The sequence below is a fragment of the Amycolatopsis sp. SID8362 genome (assembly GCF_010550475.1).
GTDB classification, from domain to species: Bacteria; Actinomycetota; Actinomycetes; order Mycobacteriales; family Pseudonocardiaceae; genus Amycolatopsis; species Amycolatopsis eburnea.
On the sequence record NZ_JAAGNB010001420.1, the window covers coordinates 1 to 14,801 of the forward strand.

The following is a 14,801-nucleotide window of genomic DNA, read 5'->3' on the forward strand; positions in this document are numbered from 1 at the left end:
CGTCGCGATGCGCAACTACCGTGCCCGCGTCTCCTACTGGGTGTGACACATGGTCTCCATTGACGTTCAGAACGCCTTCGTCGACTTCCCGATCTTCGACGCCAAGACCCGCTCGATGAAGAAGAAGGTCCTCGGCAAGGTCGGCGGCAAGATCGGCACCGACACCAAGGTGCCGATCATCGAAGCGCTGCACGACGTGACGCTTTCGCTGCGCGAAGGCGACCGGGTCGGCCTGGTCGGCCACAACGGCGCGGGCAAGTCCACGCTGCTGCGGCTGCTCGCCGGGATCTACGAGCCGACGCGCGGTTCCTCGCGGATCGAGGGCAAGATCGCCCCGGTCTTCGACCTCGGCGTCGGCATGGACCCCGAGATCTCCGGCGAGGAGAACATCATCATCCGCGGCCTCTTCCTCGGGATGACGGCCAAGGAGATGGAGAAGCGCGTCGACGACATCGCGGAGTTCACCGAGCTCGGCGACTACCTCCAGATGCCGCTGCGGACGTACTCGACGGGTATGCGCGTGCGGCTGGCGCTGGGCGTCGTCACGTCGATCGACCCCGAGATCCTGATCCTCGACGAGGGCATCGGCGCGGTCGACGCGGCGTTCCTGAACAAGGCCCGCGACCGCCTCAAGGACCTCGTGAAGCGCTCCGGCATCCTGGTCTTCGCCAGCCACTCGGACGAGTTCCTGTTCGAGCTCTGCGATTCAGCCATCTGGATGGACGAAGGCCACCTCAAGCAACAGGGTTCGCTGCGGGACGTCCTCACTTCGTACAAGGGGCGCGACCCCTTCGAGAACATGAGCCAGGAAACCTTGGAGCGCTTCGGCATCGAGCCGGTGGCGACGACGAACGGCGGCGAATGATGATCAGCGAGACGCGGCAGCTGCCCGACGGCGCGGTCGTCGGCGTGGTCGTCACGCGGCACCGGCGCGAGCTGCTGGCGGACTCGCTGAAGGTCATCGCGGCCCAGACGCGGCCGGTCGACCACCTGGTGGTGGTCGACAACGGGCCGGACGACTCGGCCCGCGAAGTCGTCGAGAACTACCCGCTGCCGAGCACGTACCTGCCGTCGCACCGCAACCTCGGCGGCGCCGGCGGGTTCGCGCTGGGCATGCTGCACGCGCTGTCGCTCGGCGCGGACTGGATCTGGCTGGCCGACGACGACGGCCGCCCGGCCGACGAGAACGTGCTCGCGATCCTGCTGGAGGAAGCGGAAAAGCGGGACCTGGCGGAGATTTCGCCCGTGGTGTCCAACATCGACGCCCCGGACAAGCTCGCGTTCCCGCTGCGCCGCGGCCTGACATGGAAGCGATCGCAGGCCGAGCTGGGCATCGACTTCCTGCCCGGCATCGCGTCCCTGATGAACGGCGCGCTCTTCCGCGCGTCCACTTTGGACGTCGTCGGCGTCCCGGACCTCCGCCTGTTCTTCCGCGGCGACGAGGTCGAGCTGCACCGCCGGCTGGTGCGCTCGGGGCTGCCGTTCGGCACGTCGCTGAAGACGAAGTACCTGCACCCGGACGGTTCGGACGAGTTCAAGCCGATGCTGGGCGGCAAGTTCCACGCGCAGGACCCCGAGAACGAGGTCAAGCGCTACTACACGTACCGCAACCGCGGGTACCTGCTGTCGCAGCCGGGGATGCGGAAGATCGGCGCGCTGGAGATCGTCCGGTTCGGACTGTACTTCGTGGGCGTGAAGCGGGACCCGAAGGCGTTCCTGCAGTGGCTGAAGCTGGTCCGGCAGGGCCGCGCGGAGAAGTTCTACCGCTACCAAGGGAATGTCTCGTAGCCTGGTGGCGGGCCGGACGATGTGATGATGATCAGGGTGTCGCGACCGGAGTGGGTTGCCCCGCTCACGGGCGCGGACCAGATCGCGGACGGCCGCGTGTTGCTGGATACGACCTGCTCCCGGCTGGTGATCGCCGCCGGCGATCCGCGGCCGGGCAGTCGCTACGACCGCCCAACCAGGTCGTCAGGGTCCGGGACGGGCCGGTGTCCGTCGAGCTGGCCGCCCGGATCACCGAGACTACCTCCCTGGGCGAAGATGCCGGCCGCAGACGCACGGGTGGCCGACGTTTCGGAAGCGCTGGTGCGTTACCGGGTCGGCGCGGGTACCTGCGCTTGTCGAGGCGGCGGTGCGCAGCTGCGGGCCGAGCTGGCGCTGCAGTGGCGATTCGGGCGCAGCAGGTTCACGACGCGCCGGCAGTTCCTGCGCAACGTCGTTGTACGCGGCGGATACGCAAGCTCGTCGGCCACGACCGCGTGCTGTTCGCCTCCGATCAACCGTGGGGCGTTCACTAGGGCGAACTCGCCAAGACGGACCGAAGAAAGCGAAATAGACCGATGGCAGAGCTGACCGAAACCGAGAAGACCAGCCTCGACGGGATCCCGCACCCGTCGCCGCTGCAGCGCTCCAGCCTGTACGGCGGAACCAAGGTATTCCCCGGACTGCCAGGCCGAACCCGGCCAGAGCTACTTCACGCTCGTGCACGAGTCGTCGGTGAGCGATCTACTTCTACGGCCCGGCTTCGCTGAACTGCCTGGCCACCCGCGGCTTCCCGACCGCCGGCAACGCCGCGCTCCCGGGTGAGCTGAACATCAACGACCAGCTCAAGACGTTCACCTCCGAGGGCAGCAAGGCCTACTGCCGCGGCGCACCCGCTGGACGTTCAGGGCGCGCTGATCCACTACGCGCGCAAGGGCGCGATCATCAACTCCATCTGCATGTTCCGGCTGCGGCCTGTGTGCGTTGGTATCGATCAAGTGTTGGACATCTGCGCCGAGATCGATGCGCCGGTTGGCGACGAACCGGCGGCTGGGCAGGCACTGGCCCACCGGCTTTGGCAGTTCTACCCGGCGTTACTCGCGCGTGGCCGGGGTCTCGCCCGGGCCGACCGGGCGGACTACCGGGGCACCCAGCAGGCCGAGCTCGTACCCGAGGGCCACGGCGTGCGCCCGGTCCCGCGCCGCGAGCCGGTCCGTGATGTGCTTGACGTGCGTCCGGATCGTCGACACCGAGAGTCCGAGCTCGCGCGCGATCTCGGAATAACGTCGTCCGGCCGCGATTTGCGTGAGGATGTCGAGCTGGCGCTGGGTGAGCTGGTCGCTCTCCGCGGGGACGGCGTCGGGTGGTTCGGAGTTCCCAACAGCCAGCCACCTCGCGAGCTGCGGGTCGAGGTAGGGCCGAACGCCGAGGCTTGCGCGGATCGCCGTGACCAGGACGTCCGCCGACGCCGACTGCAACACCAGTCCGTTCAGGTGGCCGGCGCGAATGGCCCGCAAGTATCCGGCGGTGTGGTCGTCGCGCGCCAGACCGATTACCCGGACCCCGGGGCGTGCCTCGCGCAGAGCGCGGATTTCGCCGGCGTCGGGGTCGACTCTGCTGTCCACGAGCACGACGTGCGGGTGGAACCGGAGTATCGCCGAAACCGCCGCTTCCACGCTGGGCGCGGCACCGCACCAGGTGAGCCCGCGAGTGTGCTCCACCAAGTCGTGCAGGCCGTACGTGGCCAGCGGTTGGCTGACGATCGCCAGTACCCGCACAATAGTGCGACCGGACGGAGTCCAGGTGGAGGTATCGGTCCTCGCCATGCTCTGTGTACCTCGGATCGGTCGGCTGGTGGCTGTGCGGGTGTTGTCGGGCACCCGGGACTTCGTGATGGGATGTGGGTGGTCAACCCGTGGCCCCGTCATGCTGGTACGTCGAACTCGTACCCCTGCGCCACCAGCCAGGGAAGCAATTGCCTCAGCGCGGCGACGCTCTGGGAGCGGTCGCCGCCGGCGTCGTGCATGAGCACGACGCTGCCGCCGCGCAGTTGCTGCTTGACCCTGGCAACGATCGCAGGGGTTCCAGGCCGGGTCCAGTCTCGGGTGTCCACCGACCACGCGAGGGGTTGCATACCGAGTTCCACCGCGATCTCCCGGGTCGGCATGCTGAAGTTACCCGCCGGCGCGCGGTAATAGGTCACGTCGGACTGCGGCGCCGCGCCCAGGATAGCGTCTCGGCCCCCGGCGATCTCGGACAATTGGGCCTCCGTGGCCTGATTGGTCAGGTCCTCGTCGTGACTCATCGTGTGGTTGCACAACACGTTACCGGCCGCCGACACCTGCTGGACAAGTCCTGGATACCGCTGTGCATTGTTGCCCACCATGCAGAACGTCGCCCGCGCGCGGTATTGCTGAAGGAGGGCAAGGACCTGCGGTGTCCACCGTGGATCGGGGCCGTCGTCGAAAGTCAGGGCGACGTGCTTGCCGGTCCGGTGAGCCGCGGACCCGACGATGTGGTCGATCGACGGCTGCTGCCGTGAGTCTTTGCCGGACGGCCGGTCCGTCGGTGTCGTGATTGGGTCGCCGCCCAAGCCCGAAGGCAGGCCCGCACTCGTGCCGCTTGAAGTCACCTCTCCGCATGCGGGGGTGACCGCCATCGCGACAGCGCAGGCAAAGGCGACGAGGATCTTACGTTTCGCAGGCATGACGGTGGGGCGTCCTTCGTGAGTCAGGTGTTGCCAGTTCACCCGTCGGACGCCGCTGAGGCGGCGTAGGTTGAATAGGCAGTGGCAAACGCGAGTGTCGTCACAGTCCAGATCGGCCGCAGCAACGAAAAGGTGAAGGAAAGGCTGGGTGGCAATCGTCTGATCGGATGAGCGGGCGGATGAATCCTGGTGCCCTGGGTTCAGTCCATCGCCAGGCCCAGTTCACCCGCCTCGGAACGAACACCGGCACGGACGGGCAGCCAGTCGGGGCCCGGCGGGCAGTTTGTGTCGTGGTGGCGGGCAGACTTTGGGCGTGCGTTGCCGGTTTTTCCCGGGCGTGCCGGGCCGGATCGTCGGGTCGACAGGCGGGGCGATCACAGCTGGATGGGGATAGGTAAACGCTTTCCGCGTCCGTGGTCAGAAGGTGTGGGAGGCCGGATGGTTCCCTGCGCGGGCTGGTGTCGTTCTTCCTGGATGACGTGCGAGCGGTTACCGTTTCCGCGCAGCGGTCGGTCCCCGCCGCACCTGGGAGGTAGGCATGGACAGCGTCCGCCGTCGGCGATGGGTCGTCCCCCTGTGCGTCGTCGCCGCGTTCGCCGGCGGCATGGCACCGCAGGCGTCGGCTGCCACGACACCGGCGCCTTCGACAGCCACTTCGACGGCGACATCCACTCCGGCCACGACACCGGCGCCGGCGGCCGTGTCGCCCACATCCGCATCGAGTCGCGCATCGACACCGGCTCTGGCGGTGCCGGGGATCGCGCACCCCGAAGCGGATTTCATGGGGTCCACCATCCTCGCCCACGAGCCGGCCAGTTCGGGGCCGACAGTGAAACCCCGTGCCGAGATGCAGCCCGCGAGCGCGCACGTCGCCGGGTTCGACGTCAGCCATTGGCAGCGTTCGGTTGATTGGCAAGGCGCTTGGAATGCCGGCGCGCGGTTCGTATACATGAAGGCGACCGAGGGTACGACCTTCCTCGACTCGAGCTTTGGGACTTTTTATACGGACTCGTACAACGCGGGGTACTCGCGCGGTGCGTACCACTTCGCTCTGCCGGATGTGTCGAGCGGTGCGACGCAGGCGAATTACTTCCTCGCCCACGGAGGGCGCTGGTCCCCCGACGGTCGCACGCTCCCGCCTGTGCTCGACATCGAGTACAACCCGTATGGCGACACGTGTTATGGCTTGTCGCCGTCCCAGATGGTCGGGTGGATCACCGATTTCGTCGGGACGATCCGCAACGCGATCGGCCGCGCGCCGGTGATCTACACCACGACACGCTGGTGGACGACATGTACCGGCAACGCCCCGTCCCTGGCCGCGGCTAGCCCGCTGTGGCTCGCGCGCTACAGCACGGCGCCGGGGACGCTGCCGGCCGGGTGGGGGGACTACACGTTCTGGCAGTACGCCGACTCCGGGACCTACCCCGGTGATCAGGACACCTTCAACGGCTCACCCGACCAGCTCGCGAACTTCACCTACCGCGATCTCGATCCGATCGTGCTGCACTACGACGCGCTCGGTGGCGCATCCTCCTACCTGGGTGCCCCGGTTGGGGGGCAATATCCGATCGCGGGCGGACGTGCCCAAAACTATCAGGGCGGCATTATCTACTACTCGTCGTTGACGGGCGCTTGGGCGGTGCACGGAGCAATTCTGGGGAAGTACCAGCAGCTGGGTGGACCGGGAGGTTTTCTGGGTTTCCCGGTGACGGATGAGGTGGGAACACCTGACGGTGTAGGCCGGTTCAACCATTTCTCGACCAGTGCGTCGATTTATTGGACTCAGGCTGCTGGCGCGTGGTCGGTGCACGGGTTGATTCGTGCTCGGTGGGCTGCGTTGGGGTGGGAGCGTGGTCCGATGGGGTACCCGGTGACGGACGAGACGGGTACGCCCGATGGTGTTGGCCGGTTCAATCATTTTTCGTATGGTGCCTCGATCTATTGGACGCCGGGAACAGGTGCCTGGTCGGTACACGGCGTCATCCGTGATCGGTGGGCTGCGCTCGGCTGGGAACGCGGCCGCCTGGGGTACCCGGTGAGTGATGAGTTCGCCATCAACGGTGGTCGCCGTAGCAACTTCCAGGGCGGTTACATCACGTACGCGTCCGCGACGGGAGCTACCGAGGTCGTTTACTACTGACAAAGATGACAGCCTTGCTGCCCGTCGCTCGACTAGTGGAGTAGCAGCCCTCGGCCTGCGTGACCACCTCAGGATCGAGGAGCTTGGTGAAGATCGTACGACTGCCCGGCGCATTCCTGCTGGCGCTCATCGGTGTGCTTCTGCTGGCGGGCCCGAGCCTCGCGGCACCGGTCACGCTGCAGTCGGACTCGGCTTCGGAGAGCGGACTGGACGGCCTGCCTCCCATTTCCTACAAGATGGTTACCGAAGAGGGGGAAGAGGTGTCCGGGACGATCTACTTCACCCCCACTCCGCCGTCGGGTACATCGACGTCCGCTGAGACGCCGAATGCGCACGCGTCCGGCGGCGGAACTCCGGCCTGGGTGCGGATCCTCGCCGGAGTGTTGGCTCTGGCGGTCGTGGTGACAGCGGTGGCCAACGACGTCCGGCCCCGCCGCGAGGTCAGCGAGCCACGATGTGGTCGGGCCGACCGTCCCGGAAGACCACGTCGCCGAGCAACTCCGCGCGCGCCCGAGGCAGGAGTTCGATCCGGCCGTCCCGGTGGCGGACCGCGCAGGAGTGCCAGGGCGTCGTCCAGACGTCGGGCGCGCTGAGCAAGCGGATGCCGAACTTGGGTGAGCCGGCCGGCTGCGGGTGGATGGACAGCCTGACGGCGTCCGGGTAACGGCGTTCGACGACGCGGCCCCAGGCGGCACTGCGCCGGATGACCTCGTAGGCGCGTTGCCGGCAGCGGCGTTGCAGCGACGACCGGCTGCCGCCGAAGTCCACGGCGTCCTCGAACAGGAACCGGGTGATCCCGCGGTAGAGCCGCAGTGCTTGTTCGTCACGGCGGACCTCGGCGCGCACCATTTCGAGGGCCGGGGTGTACTCGGCCTCGATCCGGCGCCTCTTGTCGTCGCAGGTGGTGTCGCCGAGCACGTCACGCAGATCGAACGTGGCGAACGAGTCAGGCTCTTCGGCGCCGATGAGCGCGCGCAGCTCGGCGGCGTAGTCGTCGATGTGCTTGTCGGGTACGCCGATCAGGTCACCGAAGACGTGGCCGTCGGAGCAGATCACCATCCGTGCGCCGGGGGCGTGGATCCGGGCGATCCGGGCACAGAGCCGGCCGAGGAACCGCAGGGCCAGGCGTTCCCCGGCGTCGGGCAAGCGCCCGAGGACCTTGGCCGGGTTCGGGGATTTGCAGGGGAAGCCGGGCAGGGTGAAGACGATCGGCTCGCCGGCGTCGATGAACGCGTGAAGCCGGTCGAGCTGCCGCGTGAACGCCGACGGTGGCGCGTCGTCGGTGCCGCGGCGGTGGGGGAGCAGGAGCGCGAGGACGTCTTCGGCGACCGAAGTGGTGGCGAGCATGGTATGAGTCCGAACGGGGTCAGTCGGTGATCACCGGGAGACTGCTCACCCCGCGGCCGAGAACCGCGGGAATCCAGTTCAGTTCCGCCTCGGGTATGGCGAGGCGGAACCGGGGCAGCCGGTCGAGCAGGGTGCCGAGCGCGATCTGCAGTTCGGCGCGGGCGAGGGCGGCGCCCGGGCAGAAGTGGATGCCGTGTCCGAACGCGAGGTGCGGGTTCGGGGCTCGGCTCAAGTCGAGCCGGTCGGCGTCCGGAAAGCGTCGGGGGTCCCGGTTGGCGGCACAAAGGGAGACGATGATCGAGTCACCGGCCGGCACCCGGCGGCCGTGCAGATCTGCTTCCTCCGCGAGGAACCGCCAGGTGGTCAGTTCGAAAGCGCTGTCGTAGCGCAGGAGCTCTTCGACAGCCTGGGGGAGTAGCTCTAGTTCAGCACGCAGCCTCGCGAGCTGCGTGGGATGGCGCAGCAATGCGATCAGCGCGGTGGTGAGCTGGTTGGTGACCGGCTCCTGCCCGGCGACGAGGAGCTGGAAGATCATCGAGTCCAGTTCGTCTTTGCTCAGGACGCCTTCCGTGTCCGCGGTGACAAGGCTCGCGAGGAGGTCGTCACCGCCGGTCCCGCGCTTGCCGGTGACGATGTCGGCGATGTAGGCCTGCAGCCCGCGCAGGAGACTTTCGTACTCCGGGCGCCGTGGGTCGTTCGGCCCGACCGGGGCGACGACTTTGCCCCATTCGCGCCGGAATTCCCGTGCCAGCGCCGGGGGGAGGCCGATCGTCTCGGCCAGAACCAGGAAGGGGAACTTGGCGGCGAACTCCCCGACCAGATCGATCACGCCGGTCGCGGGGAACTCGGCCGCCAGTGAGCCGGCGATCTCTTGGAACCGCGGGCGCAGGGCCTCGATCCGGTGGGGTGCGAAGGCGTCCCGAACGAGCCCGCGCATGCTCGTGTGCTTGGGCGGATCCTGGTGCAACAGGTGGACTTGCAGCTGGGAGTGCTGTGGTTCGGGCATGATCGACGCCAGCTCGCGCCAGCCTTCGTTGCCGAGGGCGTGGTTCTTGCCGAGCCGTCGGTCAGCCAGCGTCGCGTGCGCGGCGTCGTAGCCGGTGACGAGCCAGGCTTTGACGCCGCTGGGGAAGACGACGCGGTGGACCGGGCACTTGTCCCGCATCGCGGTGTAGAGCGGGTACGGGTCGCGTTTGTAGGCGGAGCCGTAGAGCGGGACGGGTTCTTGGGGCAGCGGCACGCATTTCTCCGGTGCGGGGTTGAGAGCGTGATTGCGGGGGCTCAACGGCAGAAGTCGTGTGCTCGACCGCGTGGGTTCCTGGTTTCCTCAGTGAGGTGACTCACCGGGCGGCTCGGCCATCTCAGGGAACTCGGTCACCCATTTGCGCGACAACTGCTCTTGGAGACAGGGAAGGCCCGGAAGGGGCGTGAATTCAGTGAAGTCACTGCGCTGGACGGCAGGCGCGGCACTTGTGGCTGTCGGCCTGTCGGCCTGCGGCACAGCGGACCCGGCTCGCCCCGCCGTGGCCTCGTCGCCAGAGTCGTCCTCGTCGATGAAGATGGGTGGGCACTCGAAGGGGGTAGCCTGCCCGGAGCCGCCACGGCTTGCGTCACCGCCGCGGCGGGTGGTCACGATGGACGGCGGTGCCGCCGCGGTCCTCCAGCGGCTGGGGGTCGCGGACCGGATCGTCGGGACCGCGGCACCGGACTTCTTCGCCGCTTTCACCGGGGCCGAGGCAGCCGCGTTGGCGACGATCAAGGTGCTCGACCCCGGACAGGGCAACGCCGAAGCGGTGATCGCGGCGAAACCGGACCTCGTGGTCGGCAGTTCTCCCTACAGCTTCGGCGGCTTCGACGGCACGCCGACGGTCGATCAGCTCGCGAAAGCCGGCGCCAAGTCGCTGATCGCGTGCGACGCCGCACAAGGAACGATGCGAAACGACATCGCCGTGACGACCACGTTCATCAAGCAGGCCGCGAAGGTCTTCGGCGTCGAGCAACGCGGTGCCGACCTGGTCGCCCAGATCGTCGCGTCGCTCGACAAAGTCAAGCGGACCTCCGGCAAACCGGTGCGGGTGCTGGCCCTCTCCACGCCACCGGCCGCCGGGCAGCCGGTGACGGCGCGGGGCGGCACCGGCCTGGCCAACGGCGTGATCACACTGGCCGGTGGCGAAAACGTCGCCAAGGACGCGCTGCAGGACTACGCGAGTCTCAGCGCCGAAGAGGTTGTCCGGCGTGACCCAGAGGCGATCGTCGTGATCTCCGGGTTTTCACCGAGTAGCGACGAAGATCTGCTGAACGCGATCCGCGGCAGCTCGGTGCTCGCCGGTACCACCGCGGCGAAACAGAACCGGTTCGTCGTGGTGCCACAGAGCATCCTGCTCTCACCGAGTGTGCTCAACGGCGAGGCGGTGGCGAAGATCGCCGAAGTGCTCCACCGGTGAGAGGTCGCCACGCACGTCCTCCGCTGGGTGGCGGCTTGATCGCCCGTGCCCCGATCGTCGTGGTCATCGCCGTGCTCGGCGTCGCGCTGGTGATCTCGGCGCTGGTCGCCGTCTGCCTCGGGCCGGTGTCGATCGCGCCTGGTGACGTGACGTCCATCGTGGGCGCGCATCTCGCCGGCGGCGGAACGCCGGGGCCGGCCGACTTCATCGTGTGGAACCTGCGCGTGCCGCGGGTCTTGCAGGGGGTCTTCGTCGGGGCGGGGCTCGCCGCGGCCGGATTGCTGACTCAGGCGATGGTCCGCAATCCCCTGGGCGAGCCGTTCATCCTCGGGCTCACCTCGGGTGCGGGCGCCGGAGCCGTGTTCGTGCTCACCACGTTCGGAGCCGGCGTCGCGGGGCTGCTCACCCTGCCACTGGCCGCGTTCGGCGGTGCGGTGGTCGCCGCGCTGGTGGTGTTCGGACTCTCCCGCACCGCCGGGCGGATCCAAGCCGGCCGGATGGTCATGACCGGCATCGCGATCGGCCAGCTGCTCGCCGGGGCCATCTCGTTCATGGTGCTGCGCACCCGTGACAGCGACGCGCAGCGGCAGATTCTGTTCTGGCTACTGGGCAGTCTCGCCGGCGCCCAATGGCCGCTGGCGTTGACCTGCGCCGCAATCGTGTTACTGCTGCTCGTGTGTTCGGCGGCGGGGGCCGCCCGGCTGAACCTGCTGGTCCTCGGTGACGACGGTGCCGCGTCGCTCGGCCTCGAGGCGGCCCGGGCCCGGGCCGTTCTGCTCGTCATCGTCGCGTTGCTGACCGGGACGATCGTTGCCGTTTCGGGCAGCATCGGGTTCATCGGCCTGATCGTGCCGAATCTGACCCGGTTGCTCGTCGGCGCCGACCATCGCCGGGCGTTGCCGGTCGCGGTGCTGCTCGGCGCGCTCGTGATCGTCTGGGCCGACACCGCGGCCCGGCTGGTGCTCGCTCCGACCGAGTTGCCGATCGGCATCCTCACCGCGGCTATCGGAGTACCGCTCTTCCTGGTGGTTCTGCGCCGCAGTGCGACGGGAACGGTGGGCCTGTCGTGAACCTCGTCTTCGACGGCGTCAGTGCCGGTTACGCCGAGGTCCGCGCGGTCCAGGACGTGACGCTCACGATCGCGCCGGGTGAGTTCGTCGCCGTCGTCGGGCCCAACGGCTGCGGCAAGTCCACTTTGCTCAAGACCGTCTACCGGGCTCTGCGGCCCCGGGCAGGCGCGGTGCGGCTCGGAGACGACGACGTGTGGGCGGCGAGACGCCGCGATGTCGCCCGCCAGGTCGGGGTGCTGGGCCAGGATCAGGCAGGTGGCTATGACTTCACGGCGCGGGAAGCGGTCCGGCTCGGCCGCTACCCGCACCTCGGCGCGTTCGACCGGCTCACCGCCGCCGACGAGGAAGTGGTGGCGGAAGCGATGACACGTGCCGGTGCCGCGGAGTTCGCGAATCGCGCCTTGTCGACCTTGTCGGGCGGGGAACGCCAGCGCGTCCTGCTGGCCAGGGCATTGGCGCAGCAGCCGCGGGTGCTGGTGCTCGACGAGCCGACCAACCACCTTGACCCGGCGCACCAGATCGCCGCCTTGAGCCTGGTCGCGTCGCTCGGAATCACGGTCGTGGCAGCACTGCACACGCTCGACCTCGCCGCCCGGTACGCCACGACGATCGTCGCCCTCAAGGCGGGCCGGGTCGTCGCCGCGGGGCCGCCCCTGGACGTGCTGACTCCCGCGGTTTTCCGGGACGTGTTCGAAGTGGGTGGCAGCGTGGTCCCCGATCCCGTGGACGGGCGGCCCCGGGTGCTGCTGCGCGAACTGGGGGCGCCGGAAGACCGCAAGGGCAACGTATCCGCCTCCAATCGCCGCGTCGTATGACCAAACGCGCAGGATTTGCTGCACCAAAGGTGGCCTACTTCGGAGATCCTCGAGGGTGGCTCCCGAAGTGGACTACCTTCTCCATAAAGAGTGACTGGCGTCACCTTTGTGAAGAAAGGTATCCTCAGGTCCACCCGGAGTGCGACTGGTTGCCGAATTTTCACTCGGTTGCACTGAACGCGGCGCCCCAATGGCCGCGCCGGGGGCGGGGGCAGGGCTACACACGGTGGGTATGAGGTTTGCCGTAATCCAAAAACGTCACCCAGGGTCGAAAGCCTGTCTAATGTTCCTGTCGTGGATCCTTGTTGCCGATCTCACTGACTCGGCTCATGTCCCCGACCCGACTTCGAGGTGTACGAAACGATGGAGATGATCGACGGATTCCGCGGGCATGCCGCCCAGCTTCACGTCGCCTCCGCCACCCGCGGCACGGTACGGGTGCTGGTGGTGGACGCGATGCCGCTGGTCGCGTCGGGCATTCGCGCCCTGGTGGACGATACGAGTGGGCTCTTCTGGTGCGGTGCGGTGCACACCGCGCAGCCGGTGCTCGCGGAGATTCGGCGCCTGAGTCCGCACGTCGTGCTCGTCGACAGCGGACGTGATCCCGACGCCCGGGGGGTTCGAACGGTGCTCGAGGCTCGGCCCGGTATCCGGGTGATCGGCTTGGTGCGCGAAGACCTCCCCACTGCTGTCGATTACGTGCATGCGGCTCGTACCGCCCGGGTGACCGGATTGGTGTCACAGTCGGCAACACCGGACGTCGTGCTCGCCGCGATTCGGGCGGTGCACAGCGGGCACGCGTTCCTGGACCAGCAGCTCGCTCCGTTGCTGTCCGGGGCGTACGCCTGGGAGGACGTATTGCGGCGCACCGTCGGGCTTACCCAGCGCCAGCACGAGACACTCAGGTTGATCGCGTGCGGACTCCGCAACGCCGAGATCGGGGATCTGCTGGGCGTGTCGGTGGAGACGGTTCGCACGCACGTCAAGCAGATCATGCTGCGGCTTGCGGCAGTCGACCGAGCGCACGCGGTGGCCCGTGGCTACCAGCGCGGCCTGCTCGGCGGACCTGAGTCGCACGCCCGGCAGCAGCTTGATCGCCGGCTCAAGGTGATCGTGAGCGCACGAGGATGACGGACCGCACTCCGATATTCGAGGCGACGCTCAGGCATCTGTGCGTGGCCTGGCCGCCGGGCACGCCTGACGACGGCGTACGGCGTCCCGACGCGGCGGCTGGATCAGACGGCGTTGCCGCGTTCGTCCCTGGCGGCGAGGAGGTCTTCGCGGGCACGGGCGACGCGCGAGCGAACGGTCCCGACCGGACAGCCGCAGACGTCGGCGGCCTCGGCGTAGGTGTATCCGAGGACCTGGGTGAGGACGATGGCTTCCCGGCGTTCGGGGTGGAGCGCGTCGAGGAGCAGGCCTAGCTCGACGAGGTCCTCGAAGCCGCGGCCGGATCGGCGGGCCGACACGCTTTCGGCCGCGGCTTCCCAGTCTTGGCCGGACGACCGCGGACGGACCGAGCGGGCGCGGAAGTGGTCGACCACGGCGTGGCGGGCGATGGACAGCAGCCAGGTTCGAGCGGAGGATCGCCCGGCGAACCGGGGCAGCGCGGTGACCGCGCGGGCGTAGGTCTCCTGTGTGAGGTCGTCGGCGGTGGACGTGTCGGTGAGGTGCGCCACGAAGCGCCACACATCCGCCTGCGTCGCGCGGATCCACGCCTCGAACGCGCCCTGGTCGCCGCGGGCAGCGGCTAGGGCGAGCGCGGTGATCCGCTCGTCATTGCGGTCCTTGCCGAAGGTCACGAACGAACACGATAGCCGACACCCGCGGGAACCCGGGCGGCCTGGTGCGCGACTATGGGGGTGTGGAGTGCTCCGAATTGCGCGAATCGATTTCGGCCCGGATCGACGGGGAGCAGCCGATGGTGCCGGACAACGTTCTGGACCGGCACCTGGCCGGCTGTCCGGCGTGCCGGGGCTGGCAGGAGCGGGCGTCGGCGCTGCGCAGGCTGACGCTGGTCCGGGAGGCGCCTCGTGTGCCCGATCTCACGGCGCGGATTCTGGCCGAGGCCCCGGTGCCGATGCCGCAGCGCTGGAGTCTGCGCTTGGCGCTCGGCTTGGTCGCGTTGATGCAGAGCGGGCTCGGGCTGGCCGAATTGCTGGGCGCCGACATCGGACACGGCGGGCTCGCGGCCGCCGTGCACCTCGGCAACGAGAGCGCGGCCTGGAACGTCGCAGTCGGCATCGGGCTGTTGTGGGCCGCGCTTTACCCCTCGGCTGCCGCCGGGCTGCTGCCGGCGCTGGGTGGTTTCGTGGTGGTGCTGGGCATCGTTTCCGGCGTGGACCTCTCGGCCGGGCACGCGGCCACGGACCGCGTGGTCTCTCATGGACTGGTGGTCGCGGGAGTCGCTTTGCTGTTCGCGGTGCGTCGGCAGCAAGCGCGCCACCCCGCGCCTTCGCCCGCCGACCGCCTCCCGGCACCGCGCGGTGCCGGCGCGAACGCGCCGGGCGA

Annotated in this window: 13 protein-coding genes; 8 read left to right on the plus strand and 5 right to left on the minus strand. The window is 68.6% G+C overall.

Going from position 1 to position 14,801, the window contains the following annotated elements:
- Positions 1–49 precede the first annotated feature (49 nt).
- Together G3I65_RS43690 and G3I65_RS43695 are read left to right on the plus strand one after the other, a co-directional pair.
- Positions 50–865 (plus strand): ABC transporter ATP-binding protein, encoded by an 816-nt coding sequence (locus G3I65_RS43690; protein ID WP_086864297.1) that lies wholly within the window; start codon positions 50–52, stop codon positions 863–865.
- A complete protein-coding gene (locus G3I65_RS43695) occupies positions 865–1,788 on the plus strand; it encodes a glycosyltransferase (RefSeq protein ID WP_163046855.1) in 924 nt (307 codons plus the stop codon). Before G3I65_RS43690 ends, G3I65_RS43695 begins: the two co-directional genes overlap by 1 nt.
- Before the next feature lie 1,070 nt (positions 1,789–2,858).
- On the opposite strand, the gene G3I65_RS43705 is transcribed toward G3I65_RS43695, so the two are convergent.
- Both G3I65_RS43705 and G3I65_RS43710 read right to left on the minus strand, forming a co-directional pair.
- Positions 2,859–3,590 (minus strand): response regulator transcription factor, encoded by a 732-nt coding sequence (locus tag G3I65_RS43705; protein ID WP_160701313.1) that lies wholly within the window; start codon positions 3,588–3,590, stop codon positions 2,859–2,861.
- A gap of 98 nt (positions 3,591–3,688) precedes the next feature.
- Positions 3,689–4,513, minus strand: coding sequence for a polysaccharide deacetylase family protein (locus tag G3I65_RS43710; protein ID WP_203612672.1), 825 nt, complete (start codon positions 4,511–4,513; stop codon positions 3,689–3,691).
- Positions 4,514–5,009: 496 nt separating this feature from the next.
- On the opposite strand from G3I65_RS43710, the gene G3I65_RS43715 reads away from it, so the two are divergent.
- A complete protein-coding gene (locus tag G3I65_RS43715; RefSeq protein WP_239071807.1) occupies positions 5,010–6,614 on the plus strand; it encodes a GH25 family lysozyme in 1,605 nt (534 codons plus the stop codon).
- Positions 6,615–7,055: 441 nt separating this feature from the next.
- Here the strand turns inward: G3I65_RS43715 and G3I65_RS43720 are convergent, their stop codons facing one another.
- Both G3I65_RS43720 and G3I65_RS43725 read right to left on the minus strand, forming a co-directional pair.
- Positions 7,056–7,961: an L-tyrosine/L-tryptophan isonitrile synthase family protein gene (locus tag G3I65_RS43720; RefSeq protein ID WP_160701314.1), complete on the minus strand. Its 906-nt coding sequence runs from the start codon at positions 7,959–7,961 to the stop codon at positions 7,056–7,058.
- Positions 7,962–7,980: 19 nt separating this feature from the next.
- Complete coding sequence (locus tag G3I65_RS43725; RefSeq protein ID WP_160701315.1) at positions 7,981–9,201, minus strand: cytochrome P450; 1,221 nt, start codon at positions 9,199–9,201, stop codon at positions 7,981–7,983.
- A gap of 142 nt (positions 9,202–9,343) precedes the next feature.
- On the opposite strand from G3I65_RS43725, the gene G3I65_RS43730 reads away from it, so the two are divergent.
- From G3I65_RS43730 to G3I65_RS43745, 4 genes are all read left to right on the plus strand, one after another.
- On the plus strand, positions 9,344–10,405 hold the full coding sequence (locus tag G3I65_RS43730; RefSeq protein WP_239071808.1) for an ABC transporter substrate-binding protein: 1,062 nt from the start codon (positions 9,344–9,346) through the stop codon (positions 10,403–10,405).
- Positions 10,406–10,440: 35 nt separating this feature from the next.
- Positions 10,441–11,475, plus strand: coding sequence for an iron ABC transporter permease (locus G3I65_RS43735; RefSeq protein ID WP_239071809.1), 1,035 nt, complete (start codon positions 10,441–10,443; stop codon positions 11,473–11,475).
- A complete protein-coding gene (locus tag G3I65_RS43740) occupies positions 11,472–12,290 on the plus strand; it encodes an ABC transporter ATP-binding protein (RefSeq protein ID WP_160701317.1) in 819 nt (272 codons plus the stop codon). The genes G3I65_RS43735 and G3I65_RS43740 overlap by 4 nt, the downstream gene beginning before the upstream one ends.
- Positions 12,291–12,653: 363 nt before the next feature.
- Positions 12,654–13,421, plus strand: a complete 768-nt coding sequence (locus tag G3I65_RS43745; protein ID WP_160701318.1) for a response regulator transcription factor — start codon at positions 12,654–12,656, stop codon at positions 13,419–13,421.
- A gap of 104 nt (positions 13,422–13,525) precedes the next feature.
- Here G3I65_RS43745 and sigC read toward each other — a convergent pair whose 3' ends face one another.
- A complete protein-coding gene (gene sigC / locus G3I65_RS43750) occupies positions 13,526–14,092 on the minus strand; it encodes an RNA polymerase sigma factor SigC (protein ID WP_160701319.1) in 567 nt (188 codons plus the stop codon).
- Between the two features lie 77 nt (positions 14,093–14,169).
- Here sigC and G3I65_RS43755 point away from each other — a divergent pair.
- Positions 14,170–14,801: zf-HC2 domain-containing protein (locus tag G3I65_RS43755; RefSeq protein ID WP_239071810.1), on the plus strand; the 632-nt coding region annotated here is incomplete at its 3' end.

Excerpts from the sequence above, each read along its gene's own strand:
- G3I65_RS43690 (WP_086864297.1), top strand. The coding sequence starts at position 50 with ATGGTCTCCATTGACGTTCAGAACGCCTTCGTCGACTTCCCGATCTTC.
- G3I65_RS43695 (WP_163046855.1), top strand. The coding sequence starts at position 865 with ATGATCAGCGAGACGCGGCAGCTGCCCGACGGCGCGGTCGTCGGCGTG.
- G3I65_RS43705 (WP_160701313.1), bottom strand. The coding sequence starts at position 3,590 with ATGGCGAGGACCGATACCTCCACCTGGACTCCGTCCGGTCGCACTATT.
- G3I65_RS43715 (WP_239071807.1), top strand. The coding sequence starts at position 5,010 with ATGGACAGCGTCCGCCGTCGGCGATGGGTCGTCCCCCTGTGCGTCGTC.
- G3I65_RS43720 (WP_160701314.1), bottom strand. The coding sequence starts at position 7,961 with ATGCTCGCCACCACTTCGGTCGCCGAAGACGTCCTCGCGCTCCTGCTC.
- G3I65_RS43745 (WP_160701318.1), top strand. The coding sequence starts at position 12,654 with ATGGAGATGATCGACGGATTCCGCGGGCATGCCGCCCAGCTTCACGTC.